The following is a 17,943-nucleotide window of genomic DNA, read 5'->3' on the forward strand; positions in this document are numbered from 1 at the left end:
GCGACCCCGTTTCTGCTCAGTAGGTGTCGCCGACCTGAATCGAGGCGATCAGCCGCAGCGGCACCGCGATCAGAATCAAGGCCGTCACGACGGCCAGCCCGATCCGGTACGCCCGCAGACCGCGCCACCACGGCATCGCCCAGAGCAGCAGCCAGAAGAACAGGAACGCGACCGCGTGCTCGGCGCCCAGCCGCAGCAACGTCTCCTCGCAGCCGTTCGCCAGCCGGACCGGTGCGCAGACGCGCGGATAGTTCGTGGCCCGCTCGCCGACGAAGAGCCCGATCACGGCCGCGAGTATGGGCCCGACCACGAGCGTCGTCACGGGCGTCAGGATCCAGTTGTAGACGTCGGGCCGCTTGTCGAACCCGGCCGGCGGCTGGTCGTCCTCGTAGTCGCCGTCCTCGTCCTCGAAGTCCGCCTCGGCGAGCGGCAGGATCTCGTAGTCGGGCTCCGGCTCCCCGCTCTCGTCCTCATCGTCGGCCGCCCCGTCCACCGCGTCGTCGGCGATCGGCTCCTCGGGCTGCTCGCCCAGGTCCGAGTCTTCCGGGGCCGTCGCGGCGGGGTCCGATGGCGGCTCGGCCTCTTCGTCCGCGCTTTCCCCGGCCGGCTCCGCGTCCCGAGCGAGGTCCTCGCCTCCTGCCCGCTCCCCTTCCGGCGCCGGCTCGGCGTCCTCGGCCTCGGCGGCCCGCTCCCCATCCGGAGCCGGCTCGGCGGCTACTTCCTCGGCCCGCTCCCCATCCGGAGCCGGCTCGGCGGCTACTTCCTCGGCGGCGGTCGTCTCCTGCCCAACGGGGTTCCCGTCGGTCGCGCCGGCGGGCTCTTGCACAGTCAGTGGTCCTCCTCGGCTCGGCGCCAACGTGCTCAGCGGCATCGACATCGCTCGCCGGCTTCATCACCATCGCGAGGAGGCACCCTACCGTGGGCTGTGACCTGGGCTACAAGGCGACCCGGCTCGGCCCTTGCCCGGCCCCGGTATGGTCCCTGGCCATGGGCGCGATCAAACCGTGGCATTTGTTCCTCTGTCTCATCGTCGTCCTGATGATCATCGGACTGGCCGCCGCCATCAGCGCGGGTCGGCGAAAGTAGCAGTTCTCCTCGGTCAGGGCGCATCGGGAAGGTGGGACTCGATCCGCCACGGGCCTGGCTCGTAGGGGCCCGAATCAAGCACATCCGAGAGCATCGCCGTGCCGGCCGCAAAGGCGGCGACCACTGCGGCACTACTGTCCACAAGCCACTGTCCTTCGCGGACGTGGTGCACGCCGTGATAGTCGGCGCACCAGCAGGCCACCTCGACCGCGGCGTTCACCGTGAGCTGCCGGCCCAGCCAGGCGACGTCGATCGTCAGCGCCAGGGAGTCGGTGCCGCTGCTGAACAACGTGACCGTCGCGTCGAAGACGATGAGGAAGTGGCTTGCCTCCGGCTGTCCGGGTGTCGTCGAGTGCTGCGGGTACCAGTGCCATTCGGTTCGGCCGGCGGCGAGCCGATGTTGCTCGAGCGCTGACGACAGTCGTCGCAGCTCGTCCTCGGCGCCGGAACAGAACGGTGGGAGCGCTTCGGCCAGCGGGACCTGAGCTATCGAGGGGACGGGACCGACCACAGGCCCATGATCGCAGCAGGGTGCATCGGCCGCTTGGGCGACCCTTGGGGTGATCGCGGTCTTCGTCACCGCGCAGGTGAACGGGCCGCAGCGCGCCGCGACCTCGACGGTTCAGTCGTCACTCATGCCGGTCGGCCGCGTCGGCGGGTGATGCCGACACCGGCCGCGGTCACCAGCACCAACGCCACCAGCGGGGCCGGGCCGAGGTGCTGGCCGAGGATGAGCAGCCCGGCGATCGCCGCGCCGGCCGGCTGGAGGCTCATCAGCACGCCGAAGACGCGGGTCGGCAGGTGGCGCAACGCCATCAGCTCCAGCGCGTACGGCACCACCGACGACAGCAGCGACACCGCGAGCCCGCCGGCCAGCAGCCTCGGATGCCCCCACGCGTGCGCCGCCCCCACCACGCCGAACGGCAGCACGACCAGCGTGGCGACCGCGAACGCGACCGCCAGCCCGCCGAGGCCCGGCACCGCCCCGCCCAGGCGCGCGGTGAACACGATGTATCCGGCGCCGCACGCCCCGGCGGCCAGGCCGAGCAGCAGCCCGGCCCACGGCGCGTCGACCCCGGCCCGCAGGCCGAGCAGCACCACGCCGGCGCCGGCCGCCAGCGCCCACACCAGGTCGCCGACCCGGCGGGTCTGCACCAGCGCCAGCACGAGCGGCCCCACGAACGACAGGGTCACCACGATGCCCTGCGGTGCGCGGGCGAACGCCAGGTAGGACAGCAGCGTGAGCCCGGCCGCGAAGGCGCCGAGCAGCGCCGCCGCCCGCCAGGCCGCCGCGGTCCACGTCCACACCCGGGGGCGGACCGCGACGATGAAGACCACGGCCGCGACGCCCATCCGCATCAGCAGGACCCCGGGCGGGCCGAGGGAGTCGAAGAGTGTGCGGGCGATGGCCGCCCCGGCCTGCGAGCACGCCACCGACAGGACCACGAGCAGCGGTGCCGTTCTCATGGTCGGACCGTAGGCGCCCCGCCGGCCGGGCGGAACCGGGTTACATCTAAAGAGCGGCCTTCGGGAACGACGAGTCCGGCCCGGCCGGCGCCGGCGTCTGATCCGGGACCCGCGTCATGAACAGCCACGCGCTGGTCAGGCCGCCGACGAAGGCCGTGATGACCGGGGCGACCAGCACGTACATGCCGGCCGTGACCCGGAAGACCAGCAGGAGCCCACTGACCAGCAGCAGCACCGTGGTCACCGTGTCGGGCGAGACCATCTCGAGCACCCGCCCGATGACCTGCTGGCCGCGGTTGCGGCCGGCCCGCCAGTTGAGCACGAAGAGCCCCAGCCCGCCGAGCACGGCCAGCACGACGATCTCGACGCCGAGCACCCGGCGGGACTGCCCCGGGATCGCGAGCAGCAGGGCCAGCAACAGCACGATTCCGAACAGGGTGAGCGTTCCGCCGGCCCGGTTCCGTAGTTCCACGTTCGAGGCGAACACATTGAGGCGAATGGAAATGGCGATGAAGAGAAGGCCGAGCAGCGCGGCGGCGGCGCCGCCCACGATGACGGCGAAGGTGTCCCACGATTCCACGGCGATCCTCCGGGAGGGGTAGCGAGAGCTACCGGAGGTTACAAGTGCAGCGGAACGGTGGCCGCGGCGGGATCGCCCGAATAGCCGGCCGCCTCCACGACGACCTCGGTCGCGGCCGGTGTGAAGCCCACCCCGGTCCATCGCAGCAGCGGTCGCACGGAGCCACGCACGGTAATCGTCGCCGAGGAGCCGGCGGGCAGCGAAACCGGCGCGAAGCCCAGCAGGACCCGGCGGGGGAAATCGTCGGCGGACACGACGCCGTAGAGCTGAACTACGTGCCGGCCGTCCCGCGAACCCGTATTCGACACGTCGACCGTGGCCGTGAACGACTCGTCGGCGACCGCGCTGACCGACACCGAGGAAATGGCGAAACTGGTGTAGGACAAGCCGAATCCGAGCGGGAACGCCGCCTCGACGCCGTCGCGGTCGAGCAGCCGCTGCCCGAACCACTTGTCGTAGACGATCGACGTCGCGTCGCGGTCGAAGAACGGCAGATGCGACTCGTCGGCCGGAATCGAATAGGGCAGCCGTCCGGACGCGTCGCATTCCCCGAGCAGCACGTCGGCCAGTGCCTGCCCGCCGGAAACTCCGCCGTACCAGCCGATCAGCACCGCCGGAACCGACGACCGCCATTCCTCGGTGATGACGGCCCCGGCGGTGACGATGACGACCACGGTTCGCGGATTGACGGCGGCCACCGCCCTGATCAGCTCCACGTCCGCCGGCCGGAGGCGCAGGCTCGCGCGGTCGCCGCCCATCGCGCCGACCATCACGCCGTTGGCCATCGACGGGTCTTCGGCCGACGGCGCCGGCGGATAGAGCGCGAGCAGAGCCGGGTCGGCGGTGGCGTCGTCTCCGACGTATTCGCCCTCGTCGGCCGCGGTGTAACCGACGACCACGATCGCGGCGTCGGCGTCACGTGCGGCCTCGGCCGCCGCTTGCGCGCCGTCTTCGGTCGCGCGCTTGACGCGTACGCCCGGGAGCGCGGCCGAAAGGCCCTGCAATGCCGTCGTGACCGCGGGAGAGCGCACGTCGGACGACCCGTGATCGCCGGTGTTCGGGACGTCGGCCAATCGGCCGACCACCGCGATCGACGACAGTTCGGACGCCTTGAGCGGCAGCACCGACTCGTTCTTGAGCAGCACTATCGAGGCGCGGGAGACTTCGCGGGCCAGCTCGCGGTGTTCGGCCGAGAAGACGACCGAGGGCGACGGTTCGTCCTCCAGATCCGAGGCGTAGAACGCCAACTGGGTCCGCAGGATCCGGCGCCCGGCCCGGTCGACGTCGTCCCACGACGCCTCGCCCGATTCCAGCAGGGCCGGCAGTTGCGAGGCGCGCTGTTGCCGGAACGGCTCCTCGACGTCGAGCCCGTTGCGCAGCGACTTCCCGGGGTCGCGCAGGCCCCAGATGAAGTCGGAGACGGTCACGCCCTCGAAGCCCCAGCGGCCGCGGAGGATTTCCTCCATGAGCACCGCGTTCTGCCCGGCCCATTCGCCATTGACCGAGTTGTAGGACGTCATGATGCCGTCGACGCCCTCCTCGACCACGCGCCGGAAGTGCGGCAGGAACGCCTCGTGCAGCGTCTCGTCGGACGCCCGCACGTCGACCGTGAAACGCGCGTTCTCCATGCTGTTGAGCGCGTAGTGCTTGGCCACCGCCATCGCGTTGCGGTGCACGCCGCGCACCAGGGCCGCCCCGAATTCGCCGAGCAGGAGCGGGTCCTCGCCGTACGTCTCCTGAATCCGGCCCCAGGCCGGGTGCCGCGGCAGATTGATGCAGACGCCGCCGAAGAAGTTGGCGCCCTGGGCGCGCATTTCCCGGCCGATCGCCAGGCCGACCCGCTCCTCGAGGGTGACGTCCCAGGTCGCGCCGCGCGCCATCGAGACCGGGAACGCCGTCGACTGGCCCATCACCACGCCGCGCGGCCCGTCGCTGAACCGCAGCCCGGGGATGCCGAGCCGGTCGACCGCGCCCATCAGGATCGGCCGCAGGTTGTAGCCGGCCGACATCTCGGCCAGACCGGGCCAGAAGTCGTCGTCGCCGTCGAGCAGCCAGAGCTTCTCCTCCGGCGTGAGCTCGGCGAGCAGGGCCTCAGCCTCTTTGCCGGGGTCGGCGCCCGCGCGCACCCGGGCCAGAGCGTCCGCGAAAGGCATGGCGACCGTCCTTACTTACAGTGGTGTAGGTAGCGGCTTCACCCTACGATCACTTCCCGGGCGCGGCAAGGAGGTCGGCATGAGCGGCAGAAGAGTTCGGCTGACCGCCGGTGCGCGGCGCGCCCAGCTGGTCGACGAGGCCACCGCCCTGATCGCCCGCAACGGCTACCACCGCTTCTCGATCAGCGCGCTCGCCGCCGCGACCGGGCTGACCCGGGCCGGGGTGCTCCACCACGTCGGCTCCAAGGAACAGCTGCTCCTCGACGTGCTGGCCGGCCGCGACGAGCGCGACGACGCGGCCATGCGCCGCTTCCGGGACCGCGACCCGCGCCCCGGCGCTCGCGAGCTCCTCGACGACGTGGTCCGCCGCAACCTGGCCCAGCCCGAGATCGTCCGGCTCTACACCGTGCTCGCCGCCGAGGCCCTCGACCCGTCCCACCCCGCGCACGACTACTTCGCCCGGCGCCTGCGCTCCGGGATGGCCGACATGGGCGCCCTGCTCGACGGCTTCGACCGGCCGGCGGCCCAGGTCGCGGTCGAGATCTACGCCTTCATGGACGGCATCCAGCTCAACTGGCTGCGCGACCCCACCCTCGACATGTGGCAGCTCTGGACCGGCTTCGCCGACGCCCTCTTCGCGACTCGTTTAAACGTTTAGTTGAAAACAGTCTGTTGAGCTGACATGCTGGGCCGCATGTCCGATCTCTTCACCCGGCCCGACTCGGGGGCCCAGCGCGCCGAGCGCACCTTTCAAGCTCTGACGCACCTCGTCGATCGGCACGCCGGCCGCCCGGAGCGGCGCGCGCGCCAGGTTCATCCGCTCATGCCGGACCCGCACGAGGTGGTTCGGCTCGTGGCCGGGCTGGCGGGCGGCACGATCGTCACGGAGGACGGCGAGGAGGCCGTCGACCGCGACGACCTCGTCGCGGCGTTGACTCTTCTGCCGAACGTCCGGGCCGACCTCGACTCGACCGAGCTGCACCTGTTGAAGACCGCCCGGAACCGCGGCATGACCTGGCAGGAGATCGCGTTCAGCCTCGGCCTCAACACTCCCCAGGCGGCCCGGCAGCGATTCGAGCGGTTGGAGTCGCGATCCGAGACCGGTGATTAGCGCCCGTCCGGCCGTTGCCGCCGCCTCACCGAGACCATAGGTTCGGGGTATGTCGCCGCTGGTGGCTGGGTTTCGGCTGGATGAGGCGGTCGCCGACGTGTTCGGGGATCTGCGGCTGGCGGCCGTCCTCAAGCGGCTGCTCGGGCACACGCGGCGGCTGACCGGGTCGGTGGCCGGCAGCGTCTCGCTCGTCGACCCCGACCACGGCAGCTATGTCAAGGTCGCCGAATACGGCGACTTCTGCCGCCTCGGCGACTCGTTCCCGCTCGACGAGGGGGCGACCGGGCAGGCGTACGGCGAGCGGCAGCCGGTGGTGATCGCCGACTACGGGCGGATGCGGACCAATCACCTCCACGGCCGGCATCCGGGGCGTAAGGGGCCGGCCGCGGCCGTGCCGATCTGGTGGCGCGGCGACGTCATCGCGGTCAACGTCGCGTTCACCGGGAAGGGCGGGCGCTTCTCGGCCCGCGAGGTCGACGACCTCGAGGCGCTGACGCAGACCGCCGCGGCGGCGATCATCCAGTCGGGGCGGCGGGAGGCGTCGCCGGCCGGGGAGATCCGGCGGCGGTTCGGCGGCGTGGTCACCGAGGCCGGGCTGGTGCGGCCGGTCTCACCCGAGCTGGCCCGGGCGGCGGCCGACCTGGTGGCGGCGGCCGCGCGGCGACGGCCGCATCCGCGCCTGCACGTGGCGATCGTCTATCGGCCGCAGGGCCTGCGGGTGCTGGTGCAGGACGAGAGCACCGGCCTTCCGGCCGGCGAGCCCGACCCCCTGGGCATGGGCACGACGACCTGGGAGGAGCTTCTGCGCCACGCCGGCGGCGGCGTCACGGTTCAGGAGGTACGCGGGTGGGGCGTGCTCGTCCGGGCCGACCTTCCGTATTCGATCGGCGCCGACGTGATCGCGCCCGGAACCGCCGAGGACGACCCGCCGGACACGCGCTCAGGGGCGGGACGCTCAGCCGAAACGGGCGGCCCCGTCGCGTACGGGAACAAGGCGGGACCCCTCACGCCGAGAGAAACCGAGGTCCTGGCCCTTCTTCGCGAAGGTCTTACCGACCGGGCGATCGCCGCCCGCCTGGTTTTGTCGGCCAAGACCGTCGAGAAGCACGTCGGGGCGATCATGCGCAAGACGAACACGACGAATCGGACCGCCGCGGTGATGGCCGTGCTGCGCAACGAGTGGTAACCCGGGGGATTTTCCCCATACCGGTTCGCGATCGGGGTGGCTTCACTGAGGAGCATGCCTGTCGTCGCGATGAAGGAGATCCTCGACCGGGCGCTGGCCGAGCGCTACGGCGTGGCCGCCTTCAACATCATCAATGACCTGTCGATCGAGGCCGTGCTGGCGGCCGCGGTGCGGGAGCGGGCGCCGGTCATTCTGCAGACCTCGGTCAAGACCGTGCGTCAGTACGGCCGGGCGCAGCTGTTCGGGATCTTCCAGGCTCTGGTCACAGACGTCGATGTTCCGGTCACTCTGCATTTGGACCATTGCCCGGACAGGACGGTCATATCCGACTGCCTGGCCGGTGGTTGGAACTCCGTCCTTTTCGACGCCCACGAACTCGACGTCGCCGAAAACCGGCGGCAGACCGCCGAGGTCGTCGCCGAGGCCCGCAAGACGGGCGGCCACGTCGAGGGTGAGATCGAGGGCATTCAGGGCGTCGAGGACGACCTCGGCTCGGATGACGCCTCACAGATCCAGAGCCTGGAAACGGCGGTCGACTTCATCACGGCGACCGGCGTCGACTGTTTCGCGCCGGCGATCGGCAACGCGCACGGGCAATACAAACAGGCCCCGACCCTCAACGCCCAGCGCGTCACCGACCTGGTCGAGGCGACCGGCATCCCGATGGCCCTGCACGGCGGAACCGGGTTGTCGGACGAGCAGTTCACCGACCTGATCGCGCGCGGCTGCGCCAAGGTGAACATCTCGACCGCGCTGAAGGAGACCTTCATGAAGTCGGGGCTGGAATTCCTGCGCGAGACGGCCGAGAAAGGCAAGTGGGATCCGCCGTCGCTGTTCCGGCATCAGCGCGACGCGGTGGTCGAGATGGCCACGAGGCACATCCGGCTGTTCGGCGGTTCGGGGCGAGCCTGGTGACCGCGCTGATCTTCGACTGCGACGGGGTGCTGGCCGACACCGAACGGTATGGCCATCTGCCCGCGTTCAACGCGACCTTTGCCCAGTTCGGATTGAACGTCCACTGGAGCGAAGAGGAATACGGCGAGAAGCTGAAGATCGGCGGCGGTAAAGAGCGGATGGCCAGCCTGTTCGACGATCCGTCCTTCGCCGCCGCGCACCGTAGGGACGATCTGGCCCTCTGGCACCGGACCAAGACCGCGATCTTCCAGCAACTGGTCGGTGACCTCCCGCCTCGACCGGGCATCGCCCGGATCATCGGCGAGGCCCTCGACCAGGGATGGACGGTCGCGGTCGCGTCGACCTCGGCCGAGCCTTCCGTACGCGCGGTGCTCCAGCACGCCGTCGGCCCGCGGATCGCCGAACGGGTGCCGGTCTTCGCCGGTGACATCGTGCCGGCCAAGAAACCGGATCCGGCGATCTACGAGCTGACCGCCTCCCGGCTCGGGCTGGACAAAGCGGACACGCTCGTGATCGAGGACTCCCGGAACGGCCTCCTCGCCGCGACCCGGGCCGGGCTGCGCTGCCTGGTCACGGTCAACGGCTACACCGAGGACGAGGACTTCACCGAGGCGGTCCTGGTCGTCCCGGAGCTCGGCGACCCGGGCCGGCCCCCGGTCGAGGTGCTGGCCAACCGCGGTCCGGCACGGCCGGGCGCCTACCTGACGCTCGACGACCTGCGCGCGTGTTTGAGAGACGGAGACGGGCGATGACCGATCTGGAACAGACCGAATTCGTGGTGCGGACCATCGCCGAGACCGCGATCGAGAACGAGAAGTACTTCGGGGACCTCGACTCGGTGGTCGGCGACGGCGACTTCGGCTATTCGCTGGCCCGCGGTTTCGAGAAGCTGCTGGAAGGGTGGGACGGGCTGGATCGTACGGACGCCGGCACCTTCCTGAAGCGCAGCGGAATGGTGATCGCCTCCCGGATCGGCGGCACTTCCGGCCCCCTGTGGGGGACGGCGTTCCTGCGGGCGGGGAGCGCGGCCGGCTCGGGTGTCGTGGCGATGTTGCAGGCGGCGATCGAGGGCATCAAGGCGCGCGGCCAGTCCGACGTCGGCGACAAGACGCTGCTCGACGCCCTGGTGCCGTTCACCCTCGCTCTTTCGGCCTCGCTCGAAGCAGGTTCGAGCGGCGGCGAGGCACTGGCGGCGGCCACTGCGGCGGCCCGGAAGGCGGCCGACGCGACGGCCGGGATGGTGGCTAAGCGGGGACGCGCGGCGTACACCGGCGAACGGAGCCGGGGTTCGGTCGACGCGGGCGCGACGGCGGTGGCGGTCATCGCCGAACGGATCAGCGAGACCTGGCAGAAGTAGGGAGCACCGGCGTGAAAAAGTTCATCAACGATCCGAAACGGTACGTGCCCGAGATGCTCGAGGGGATCGCCCTCGCCAACCCGGACACCCTGCGCTACGTCCCCGACTACAACCTGATCATGCGGGCCGACGCGCCCCGCGCCGACAAGGTGTCGATCATTCAGGGCTCGGGCTCCGGGCACGAGCCGGCCCACGTGATGGCGGTCGGCAAGGGCATGCTCGACGCGGCCTGCCCGGGCGACGTGTTCGCCGCTCCCCCGATGGACTACGTGTACGAGACGGCCAAGCTGCTCAACTCGCCCAAGGGCGTACTGCTGCTGGTCAACAACTACACGGGCGACCGCATGGCGTTCGACATGGGCAAGGAGATGGCCGAGGCCGACGGCGTACGCGCCGAGATCCTCACGATCAACGACGACGTGGCGGTGCAGGACTCGACGTACACGGTCGGCCGTCGCGGCGTGGCCGGCAACTTCTTCGTCATCAAGGCCGTCGGGGCCGCCTCCGAGCAGGGCGCCGACCTCGACGAGCTGCTGCGCATCGGCAACAAGGTCAACGACGTCACCCGTACGCTCGGCGTCGCGCTGACCGCCTGCACTCCCCCGGCCAAGGGCTCCCCCCTGTTCGAACTGGGCGCCGACGAGATCGAGTTCGGCGTCGGCATTCACGGCGAGCCGGGCCGCGAACGCCGCAAAATCAAGGAAGCCGACGCGATCGTCGACGACATGCTCGAGGCGGTCGTCACCGACCTGCCCTACAACAGCGGCGACCGCGTCGCCCTGATGATCAACGGCCTCGGCGGCACGCCGGTCAGCGAGCTCTACATCGTCTACCGGCGCGCCCACCAGCGCCTGGCCGAGCGCGGCATCACGGTCGGCCGCAGCTACGTCAACGAGTACTGCACGTCGCTCGACATGGCCGGCGCGTCACTCACCCTCACCCGCCTGGACGACGAGATCGAAGGCCTGCTGGCCGCCCCGGCCGAGAGCGCCATCCACATCTTCTGACCGCGAACGTCCGGTCGCCGGCCGGGCACCCGGCCCTGCTGATCGAGCGCCGGGCGCCCGGCGGCGGCGCCGCGGCCCGGAACCGGACCGACGCCGGCCCAGCCCCGGGGAGAAACGCGATGCGACCCGGTCGCCCCGGTAACCGTCATCTCATCCCGGGGCTCAGCGCCGCGGCTTGAACCGGCGGACCTCCTGGGGCCAGCCGCACGCTTCGGCGATCTTGCCGGCCCACATCCTGGCCGCCTCCTCGTCCGGCACGTCCACGATGGTCAGCCCGCCCAGGAACTCCTTGCTCTCGACGTACGGCCCGTCGGTGAACAGCACCGTGCCGCCCGTCGCGTCAGCGCTGAAGACCGGGCCGTCCTCTTCCTCCAGGCCCCCGTTGAAGACGTGCACCCCGGCGGCCTTGATCTCCTCAACGACCGCCCGGGCGAGCGGCCCGCGTCCGCGGAACCACTCCTCGGTGTGGTCACCCACCCACTGCTGGTTGAAGTAGATGAGGTACTCGGGCATGGTCACTCCCTCTGCTCGGCCGGACCCGGTGTCCGCCTCCACCTACGCTACGAACGGCGCCCGCCCGATCCGACACCCAGCCCGGAATTTCCTGAGCCGGCGTGGCGGGTGCTCAACGCCGACGAGCCGCGGGTCACCGGGATGGCCCCGCGCACTACTTCCGAGAAGTCCGACCGAATCGACTACCCGGCCCGTGAGGATGATCAGGCACTTCACGCCGTGCTGGTCAACGCCGAGCCGGTGCTCCGCGAGCCGCTGGCAGCGCTGACGACAGCGCGGCTGCTGCGCGCGTGCATCGAGCTGGATCCGGCTGTTCGAGCTGCGTGGGGTCGGTGTCGACAGCGCCGCCACGTTCTTGATCGTCGCGGGCGACAACCCGCATAGGTTGGCCAGCGAGGGATCCTTCGCCGCCTTATGCGGCCTCGGCCCGGTCGCGGCATCCTCCGGCAGGACAAGCAGGCACCGGCTCAACCGTGGTGGCAACCGCCACGCGAACCCCGCCCTGTTCAGAGCCGTGCTGGCCAGCCTGCGCCGGGATCTACGCACCCGTGTCTATCTCCACCGGCGCACCACTGAGGGACTGTCGAGGTCGTCACGCCGACGCCAGCACCTCTCTCTGCCCTTTACATCCATAGGGGCATCGCGAATGGCAGCCACGGCCGGTGCCGTGCCTGTCGCCTCAGCGGATCAGGGGAGGGAGGTCTTTCAGTGACGCGATGACGCCGGCCGTCGGCGGGCCGGCGCGGTTGAGGGTGACGCCGTGGTAGCCCAGGTCGCGGGCGGCGGCCACCAGCTCCGGGTCGTCGTCGATGAACAGGCATTCGCGGGGTCGCCGGGCACGTCCGGAAACAGCGAGACGGCCGGGCCGGCGGCCGGCGCCTCCAACGCGTGCAGCAGCTCCGGGACGGGATCGTCGACGCCCATCGCGGCCAGGACCGCCCGATGGTAGGCGGCCCGCGGAGCGGTGCCGGGCCAGCCGTCGAGCGGCCGCCGACCGGCCGGATCAGCACGCCGCCGGCGTCGAACAGGACACCTCGCATCAGGCCGGGGTCAGCGTGTCGTAATCGACCGGTGGGCCGTTCGACGACCAGCGGGCGCCGGTGACGACGCCCTTGCGGGTGCGGGCGCCCGGGGGCAGCCCGTTGTAGGGCTCGACCAGCAGCGCGTCGAGGATCTGGCGGACGCCGGGGAGGGAGCCGCGGAGGCTGGTCGAGCGGAGCTCGCGGTTCAGCTGCCGGGCCGCGTCGCGGACCGGGGAGTCGGGGCTGGCCTCGCCGGCGGTCAGGGCCGCCTCGACCCGGGGCCACAGGCGCCAGCTGTCGAGCTCGAGCAGGAGCCGGGCGGCCCGGTCGAGCGCGGCGCAGGCGATGTCGACCGCCGACTCCTCGCCCAGCTCGGCGGCCCACGCCAACTCGTCGGGGCCCGGAAGCAGGCCGGGCGTTTCATGACTCACCACCGCGTACAGCATCGAGAGCGCCGCCTCGCGGCCGGCACCGAAATAGAAGTTGCCGGCCGGCGTGCGCAGCGGCGGGAACCGCCGCGTCAGGTGCGCGGCGCGGCCGAGCGGGAGGTCGCCCGCCTGCCGCGCGTCGCTCACCCGGGAGAGGTACGACCGGTGTTCGCGCGCAGCGAACATCCATGCTCGATGCTCGTCGTCGCCGACCGGGAAACGCTTGGCCGTCGGGCCGCTGAGCAGGCGCGCGGCGACCGAATAGGGCACGCCCCGCTCGGTCGCGTAGGCCCGGATCGCACGGCGGCGGGCCCGGTCGGATGCGGATCGGTGGCTGCGGGTTCCGGTCATCGTGTCCTCCCTCCGCTCATCGTAGGGCGAACCGTTGTACGGTGAGGGGGCAGCAGCGCCTGCACGAGCGTTGCGGGATCCCCCACGCGGGTTCCGCTCTCACGCCAAGAGGCTCCGACTCAGCGCATTCGTCTTCTCCTGTCCGCTTGCGTTCGACGGCGGGGTGCGTGGGGCTTCGCGACGAGGGCGTGAGTGTGATGTTCGAGCGGTTCACCGACCGGGCCCGCCGGGTTGTGGTCCTGGCCCAGGATGAGGCCCGGATGCTCAACCACAACTACATCGGCACCGAGCATCTGCTGCTCGGGCTGCTCAGCGAGGGTGAGGGTGCCGCGGCCCAGGCGCTGAAGGGCCTGGGTGTCTCTCTCCAAGACATCCGGCGGCGGGTCGACCGGGGCGAGGCGGAGCCGGGCGGGCACATCCCGTTCACCCCGCGGGCCAAGAAGGTGCTCGAGCTGGCGCTGCGCGAGGCGCTGCAGCTGGGGCACAACTACATCGGCACCGAGCACATCCTGCTCGGGCTGGTGCGGGAGGGCGACGGGGTCGCGGCCCGCCTGCTGGGTGCCGATCTCGGCCAGGTGCGCCAGCGGGTGCTCGAGCTGCTGGCCGAGCCCAGCGAGAAACCGGCGGAGACGTCCCGGTTGTCACCGGTGCTCGATCAGTACGGCCACGATCTGACCGCCGACGCCCGTACCGGAAAGCTCGACCCGGTGATCAACCGGGAGCCGGAGATCGAGCAGGTGATGCGCACTCTGTCCCGCCGGATGAAGAACAACCCGATCCTGATCGGCGAGCCCGGCGTCGGCAAGACGGCCGTGGTCGAGGGCCTGGCCCACGCGATCGTGGCCGGCACCGTGCCGGAGACCTTGCGGGACAAGCACATCTTCAGCCTCGACATGGCGTCGATGGTCGCCGGATCCCGTTACCGCGGCGACTTCGAGGAGCGTCTCAAGAAGGTGCTCAAGGAGATCGGCACCCGCGGCGACATCATCCTGTTCATCGACGAGATCCACACGCTGGTCGGGGCGGGTGCGGCCGAGGGCGCGATCGACGCCGCGTCGATCCTCAAGCCGATGCTGGCCCGCGGCGAGCTGCAGACGATCGGCGCGACGACGCTCGACGAGTACAAGAAGGTCTTCGAGAAGGACAAGGCGCTCGACCGCCGCTTCCACCCGGTCCCGGTCGGCGAGCCGTCGCTCGCCCACACGATCGAGATCCTGAAGGGCCTCCGGGACCTCTTCGAGGCCCACCACCGGGTGACGATCACCGACCGGGCGCTGGTCGCCGCGGCGACGCTGGCCGACCGGTACGTCGCGGACCGGTTCCTGCCCGACAAGGCGATCGACCTGATCGACGAGGCCGGCGCGCGGGTGTGCCTCCGCCGGTTGAACGCGTCGCCGGACGAGCGGATCGCCGTGCTGCGCCGGGAAAAGGAGGCGGCGATCGACGCGCAGGACTTCGAGCGGGCCGCCCAGCTGCGCGACCAGGAGAAGCAGCTGCCGGCCCGGGTCGGTGAAGCCCCGTTCGAGGAGGTCGACGAGGAGCAGATCGCGTCGGTGCTGGCCAGTTGGACCGGCATCCCGGTCTACAAGCTGACCGAGGAGGAGACCGCCCGCCTGCTGCACATGGAGGAGGAGTTGCACAAGCGGGTGGTGGGCCAGGAGGACGCGGTGGCCGCGGTGTCGAGGGCGATCCGCCGCACCCGGGCCGGCATCAAGGACCCGAAGCGGCCGTCGGGGTCGTTCATCTTCGCCGGCACGTCGGGCATCGGGAAGAGCGAGCTCGCGAAGACGCTGGCCTCGTTCCTGTTCGGATCCGAGGACGCGCTGATCCAGCTCGACATGTCGGAGTTCCACGACCACGCGACGGTGTCGCGCCTGGTCGGTGCCCCGCCCGGCTATGTGGGCCACGACGAGGGCGGGCAGCTGACCGAGAAGGTGCGCCGCAAGCCGTTCAGCGTGGTGCTGTTCGACGAGATCGAGAAGGCCCACCCGGACGTCTTCAACACCCTGCTGCAGATCCTGGAGGACGGCCGCCTGACCGACGGCCAGGGCCGCGTCGTCGACTTCAAGAACACCGTGATCATCCTGACGACCAACCTGGGGACCGGCGGCGCGGCCTCGGTCGGCTTCGGGTCGGCCTCGGTCTCCGGGCCCGACCCGGCCCGCATCAGCGAGGAGTTGAAGAAGCACTTCCGCCCGGAGTTCCTCAACCGCATCGACGACACGATCGTCTTCCACCCGCTGCGGCAAAACGAGATCCTCGAGATCGTCGACATCTTCACCGCCCGCATCGAGACCCAGCTCAAGAACAAGGACATGGGCCTCGAGCTGACGGCGAACGCCAAGGACTACCTGGCGAGGAAGGGGTTCGACCCGGTGCTGGGGGCCCGGCCGCTGCGCCGCACCATCCAGCGCGAGCTCGAAGACACCCTCTCCGAGCAGATCCTCTTCAACGAGCTGCGCCCCGGCCAGACCGTCGTCGTCGACTCCGACGGCGAACGGCTGACCTTCCGCAGCGCCGACCTGACCCCGGCCTGACTCAGCCGACGTCCGGCCCGGCATATTGAGCATCCCGGAACAATTCGTAGGTGCTGTCGGGCGCCGGGATCTGATCCCCGGCGGCCGGCGGCTCCGGCCGCGCCGTGCTGCCGTAACCGGTGTAGGCGACGTGGTAAGTCGTCGCGGCGAACTTCCCACCGGCCGGAACCTGGACGGAGAGCGACGACAATCGCCCCGCCCCGTCGAGCACCGCGGTGAACGGGACCGCCCGGGCCCCGCTGCCCAGCGCGGCGAAATGGTCCCGCCCGAGGAAGGTGGCGCCGGTCATCGAGGTCATGTCGGTCGTGCCGGAGATCTGGCCCGGCCCGGCCGCCCGAACGTTCTGGGCGTAGACGAAGACCTGCGTGACGAGGCCCGGGTCGTTCTCCTGGCCGAAGTCGAAGGGTCCACCGCCGTTGAGCCTCAGGGCCTTGTCGTAGTTCAGAGTCAGCCACTGTTTCGGCAGCGTGTGTCCCTTCCGCGGCTTCTTGTAGGCCAGCTTCACCCAGGCCTTCCGATCCAGCACGAGGAGGTCGATGTCGAGCGAGTAGCCGGCCGCCGGATAGTCGTTGACCATGTCGAACTCGCCCGCGTTGTGACGCCCGTCGATGACGCCGGTCATCTCGTCATCGCCACCCGAGACGGCGAAGTGGAACGGCACCGACGACCGCTGCGGAATCGACGCGATCAGGGCCGCCTGGGACGGCTTCCCGGTGGCCGGAGCGGTGGCCGGGGCGGTGTTCGGGGCGGCGGCCGGCCCGCTTGACGCGGCGTGACACCCGGCCGGGGTGAGGAGCAGGGCCGCCGCCGCGAGCGAAGGACGAATATTCACCGTTGGATCGCCTCTCGGATCACTGAAGAGATCAAGATGCTACGGCCCCGGTCATCCCCCCGGTGACCGCGCACACACCCGGGTCTTCCCGGTGACGCCGCTCCTTCGCCCGGGTCGCGACCTAGCTTGGTCGCCATGTCCGATGTAGTCGCCATGTCTGATGTCACCGTCGTGCTGGTGCACGGCGCCTTCGCCGAGTCGGCCAGCTGGTCCGGCGTGATCCCGCTCCTGCAGGCGGCCGGCCACCGGGTGGTCGCCGCCGCCAACGGGCTGCGCAGCCTCGATGGCGACGCCGCCGCGGTGTCCGGTGTGGTCTCGTCGATCGACGGTCCGGTCGTGCTGGCCGGCCACTCCTACGGCGGGTCGGTCATCACCAACGCCGCGCGCGGCCACGACAACGTGCGGGCGCTGGTCTACATCGCCGCGTTCGCCCCAGCCGACGGTGAAAGCGTCGGCGACGTGCAGGGTGCGGACTCGGGGAGCACCCTCGGCGAGACCCTCGCGCCGGTGCCGCTGGCCGACGGGACCACCGATCTCTACATCCGGCCCGACCGGTTCCACGAGCAGTTCGCGGCCGACCTCTCCGGGGAGCAGGCCGCGCTGATGGCCGCGACTCAGCGGCCGGCCCGCGACGTCGTGCTCACCGACAGGTCGGGAGCGCCGGCCTGGCTGACCGTACCGTCGTGGTTCCTGCTCGCCGGGTCGGACCGCAACATCCCGGTCGAGGTGCAGCGCTTCATGGCCGAACGGGCCGGCGCGAAGCAGATCGTCGAGGTCGACGGCGCCTCGCACGCGATCCCGGTCGCCCACCCGGACAAGGTCGCCGAGCTGATCCTGGCCGCGGTCGCGGCGCAAGTGCCGTAACGGCGAGCGGGACGACGCGTACGGCCGGACGGTCAGCGAACGGTGAGCCGCAGGACGCAGGCCCCGGCCCGCCAGGCCCGGCGCAGGTCGGCCGGGTCCGGGTCGCCGTGCTCGTCCAAGCCGATCCGGTTGAAGCGGGCGAAGCTGCGGTTGTCGCGCGCGATGACGGCGTAGTCGGCCACCACCGCTTCCTCGTCGGTGTGGACGCGGACGTCGGCCGTGCGCAGCCGGCCCAGGTAGCGGACCTGCACCGGCTCACCGGTCCGCAGGTTGCGGGCCCAGCGGAACGCCGTCCCGACCAGCAGCACGCCCTCGTGACGGGTGTAGGCGACCGGAACGGCGTAACGCTTGCCGGACCGGCGGCCCACCGCGTAGATCGTGACCAGGCGCCGGCCGATGCCGCGGGAGAGGACCGGTGTCCGCAGGAGCCCGCGGACGAGGCGGTTGGCCACGCCCTGCAGAAACATCGGCCGCGGCCGCCCGTCCGGTTCGGGACCGTTGTCCATGCGGTGACTGTGCACCGGCCGGGCGGCC

The 17,943-nt window shown here is 70.9% G+C and carries 19 protein-coding genes; 10 read left to right on the forward strand and 9 right to left on the reverse strand.

Going from position 1 to position 17,943, the window contains the following annotated elements; translation table 11 throughout:
* Positions 1-16: 16 nt before the first annotated feature.
* The 5 genes from AB0M88_RS41680 to AB0M88_RS41700 all read right to left on the reverse strand — a co-directional run bounded on the left by AB0M88_RS41680 (position 17) and on the right by AB0M88_RS41700 (position 5,286).
* Entirely contained in the window at positions 17-826 is an 810-nt protein-coding gene (locus tag AB0M88_RS41680) for a hypothetical protein (protein ID WP_364111687.1), read from the reverse strand.
* Between the two features lie 273 nt (positions 827-1,099).
* Positions 1,100-1,597 carry a hypothetical protein gene (locus AB0M88_RS41685; RefSeq protein ID WP_364111689.1) on the reverse strand — a complete coding sequence of 166 codons (498 nt, stop codon included), beginning with the start codon at positions 1,595-1,597 and terminating at the stop codon, positions 1,100-1,102.
* 122 nt (positions 1,598-1,719) lie between these two features.
* On the reverse strand, positions 1,720-2,553 hold the full coding sequence (locus tag AB0M88_RS41690; protein ID WP_364111691.1) for an EamA family transporter: 834 nt from the start codon (positions 2,551-2,553) through the stop codon (positions 1,720-1,722).
* Positions 2,554-2,599: 46 nt separating this feature from the next.
* Positions 2,600-3,133 (reverse strand): hypothetical protein, encoded by a 534-nt coding sequence (locus AB0M88_RS41695; protein ID WP_364111693.1) that lies wholly within the window; start codon positions 3,131-3,133, stop codon positions 2,600-2,602.
* Positions 3,134-3,171: 38 nt separating this feature from the next.
* Positions 3,172-5,286 carry a glycoside hydrolase family 3 C-terminal domain-containing protein gene (locus AB0M88_RS41700; RefSeq protein WP_364111695.1) on the reverse strand — a complete coding sequence of 705 codons (2,115 nt, stop codon included), beginning with the start codon at positions 5,284-5,286 and terminating at the stop codon, positions 3,172-3,174.
* A 79-nt stretch (positions 5,287-5,365) separates the two neighbouring features.
* Between AB0M88_RS41700 and AB0M88_RS41705 the strand changes: the two genes are divergently transcribed.
* Genes AB0M88_RS41705 through dhaK form a run of 7 tightly spaced genes read left to right on the forward strand, consistent with a single transcriptional unit; the run spans position 5,366 to position 10,862 of the window.
* On the forward strand, positions 5,366-5,944 hold the full coding sequence (locus AB0M88_RS41705; protein ID WP_364111697.1) for a helix-turn-helix domain-containing protein: 579 nt from the start codon (positions 5,366-5,368) through the stop codon (positions 5,942-5,944).
* A gap of 36 nt (positions 5,945-5,980) precedes the next feature.
* On the forward strand, positions 5,981-6,397 hold the full coding sequence (locus AB0M88_RS41710) for a DNA-binding protein (RefSeq protein WP_364111699.1): 417 nt from the start codon (positions 5,981-5,983) through the stop codon (positions 6,395-6,397).
* Positions 6,398-6,446: 49 nt separating this feature from the next.
* Entirely contained in the window at positions 6,447-7,583 is a 1,137-nt protein-coding gene (locus tag AB0M88_RS41715) for a LuxR C-terminal-related transcriptional regulator (protein ID WP_364111701.1), read from the forward strand.
* A 54-nt stretch (positions 7,584-7,637) separates the two neighbouring features.
* Positions 7,638-8,498, forward strand: coding sequence for a class II fructose-bisphosphate aldolase (locus AB0M88_RS41720; protein WP_364111703.1), 861 nt, complete (start codon positions 7,638-7,640; stop codon positions 8,496-8,498).
* Entirely contained in the window at positions 8,495-9,250 is a 756-nt protein-coding gene (locus tag AB0M88_RS41725) for an HAD-IA family hydrolase (protein ID WP_364111705.1), read from the forward strand. Before AB0M88_RS41720 ends, AB0M88_RS41725 begins: the two co-directional genes overlap by 4 nt.
* A complete protein-coding gene (gene dhaL, locus AB0M88_RS41730) occupies positions 9,247-9,855 on the forward strand; it encodes a dihydroxyacetone kinase subunit DhaL (RefSeq protein ID WP_364111707.1) in 609 nt (202 codons plus the stop codon). Before AB0M88_RS41725 ends, dhaL begins: the two co-directional genes overlap by 4 nt.
* Positions 9,856-9,866: 11 nt before the next feature.
* Complete coding sequence (gene dhaK / locus AB0M88_RS41735) at positions 9,867-10,862, forward strand: dihydroxyacetone kinase subunit DhaK (protein WP_364111709.1); 996 nt, start codon at positions 9,867-9,869, stop codon at positions 10,860-10,862.
* A 162-nt stretch (positions 10,863-11,024) separates the two neighbouring features.
* Here the strand turns inward: dhaK and AB0M88_RS41740 are convergent, their stop codons facing one another.
* Positions 11,025-11,375: a YciI family protein gene (locus AB0M88_RS41740; RefSeq protein WP_364111711.1), complete on the reverse strand. Its 351-nt coding sequence runs from the start codon at positions 11,373-11,375 to the stop codon at positions 11,025-11,027.
* A gap of 319 nt (positions 11,376-11,694) precedes the next feature.
* On the opposite strand from AB0M88_RS41740, the gene AB0M88_RS41745 reads away from it, so the two are divergent.
* Entirely contained in the window at positions 11,695-12,087 is a 393-nt protein-coding gene (locus AB0M88_RS41745; RefSeq protein ID WP_364111721.1) for an IS110 family transposase, read from the forward strand.
* 327 nt (positions 12,088-12,414) lie between these two features.
* On the opposite strand, the gene AB0M88_RS41750 is transcribed toward AB0M88_RS41745, so the two are convergent.
* Complete coding sequence (locus AB0M88_RS41750) at positions 12,415-13,176, reverse strand: hypothetical protein (RefSeq protein WP_364111713.1); 762 nt, start codon at positions 13,174-13,176, stop codon at positions 12,415-12,417.
* A 197-nt stretch (positions 13,177-13,373) separates the two neighbouring features.
* Here AB0M88_RS41750 and AB0M88_RS41755 point away from each other — a divergent pair, with 197 nt between their 5' ends.
* Positions 13,374-15,713 (forward strand): ATP-dependent Clp protease ATP-binding subunit, encoded by a 2,340-nt coding sequence (locus AB0M88_RS41755; protein ID WP_364111723.1) that lies wholly within the window; start codon positions 13,374-13,376, stop codon positions 15,711-15,713.
* A gap of 1 nt (position 15,714) precedes the next feature.
* Here the strand turns inward: AB0M88_RS41755 and AB0M88_RS41760 are convergent, their stop codons facing one another.
* Positions 15,715-16,545 (reverse strand): hypothetical protein, encoded by an 831-nt coding sequence (locus tag AB0M88_RS41760; RefSeq protein ID WP_364111715.1) that lies wholly within the window; start codon positions 16,543-16,545, stop codon positions 15,715-15,717.
* Positions 16,546-16,680: 135 nt separating this feature from the next.
* Between AB0M88_RS41760 and AB0M88_RS41765 the strand changes: the two genes are divergently transcribed.
* Positions 16,681-17,409, forward strand: coding sequence for an alpha/beta hydrolase (locus AB0M88_RS41765; RefSeq protein ID WP_364111717.1), 729 nt, complete (start codon positions 16,681-16,683; stop codon positions 17,407-17,409).
* A gap of 32 nt (positions 17,410-17,441) precedes the next feature.
* Here the strand turns inward: AB0M88_RS41765 and AB0M88_RS41770 are convergent.
* The coding region (locus AB0M88_RS41770) for a hypothetical protein (RefSeq protein WP_364111719.1) at positions 17,442-17,943 on the reverse strand (502 nt) is incomplete at its 5' end.

Source organism: Actinoplanes sp. NPDC051411 (genome assembly GCF_040682075.1).
Lineage (GTDB): Bacteria > Actinomycetota > Actinomycetes > Mycobacteriales > Micromonosporaceae > Actinoplanes.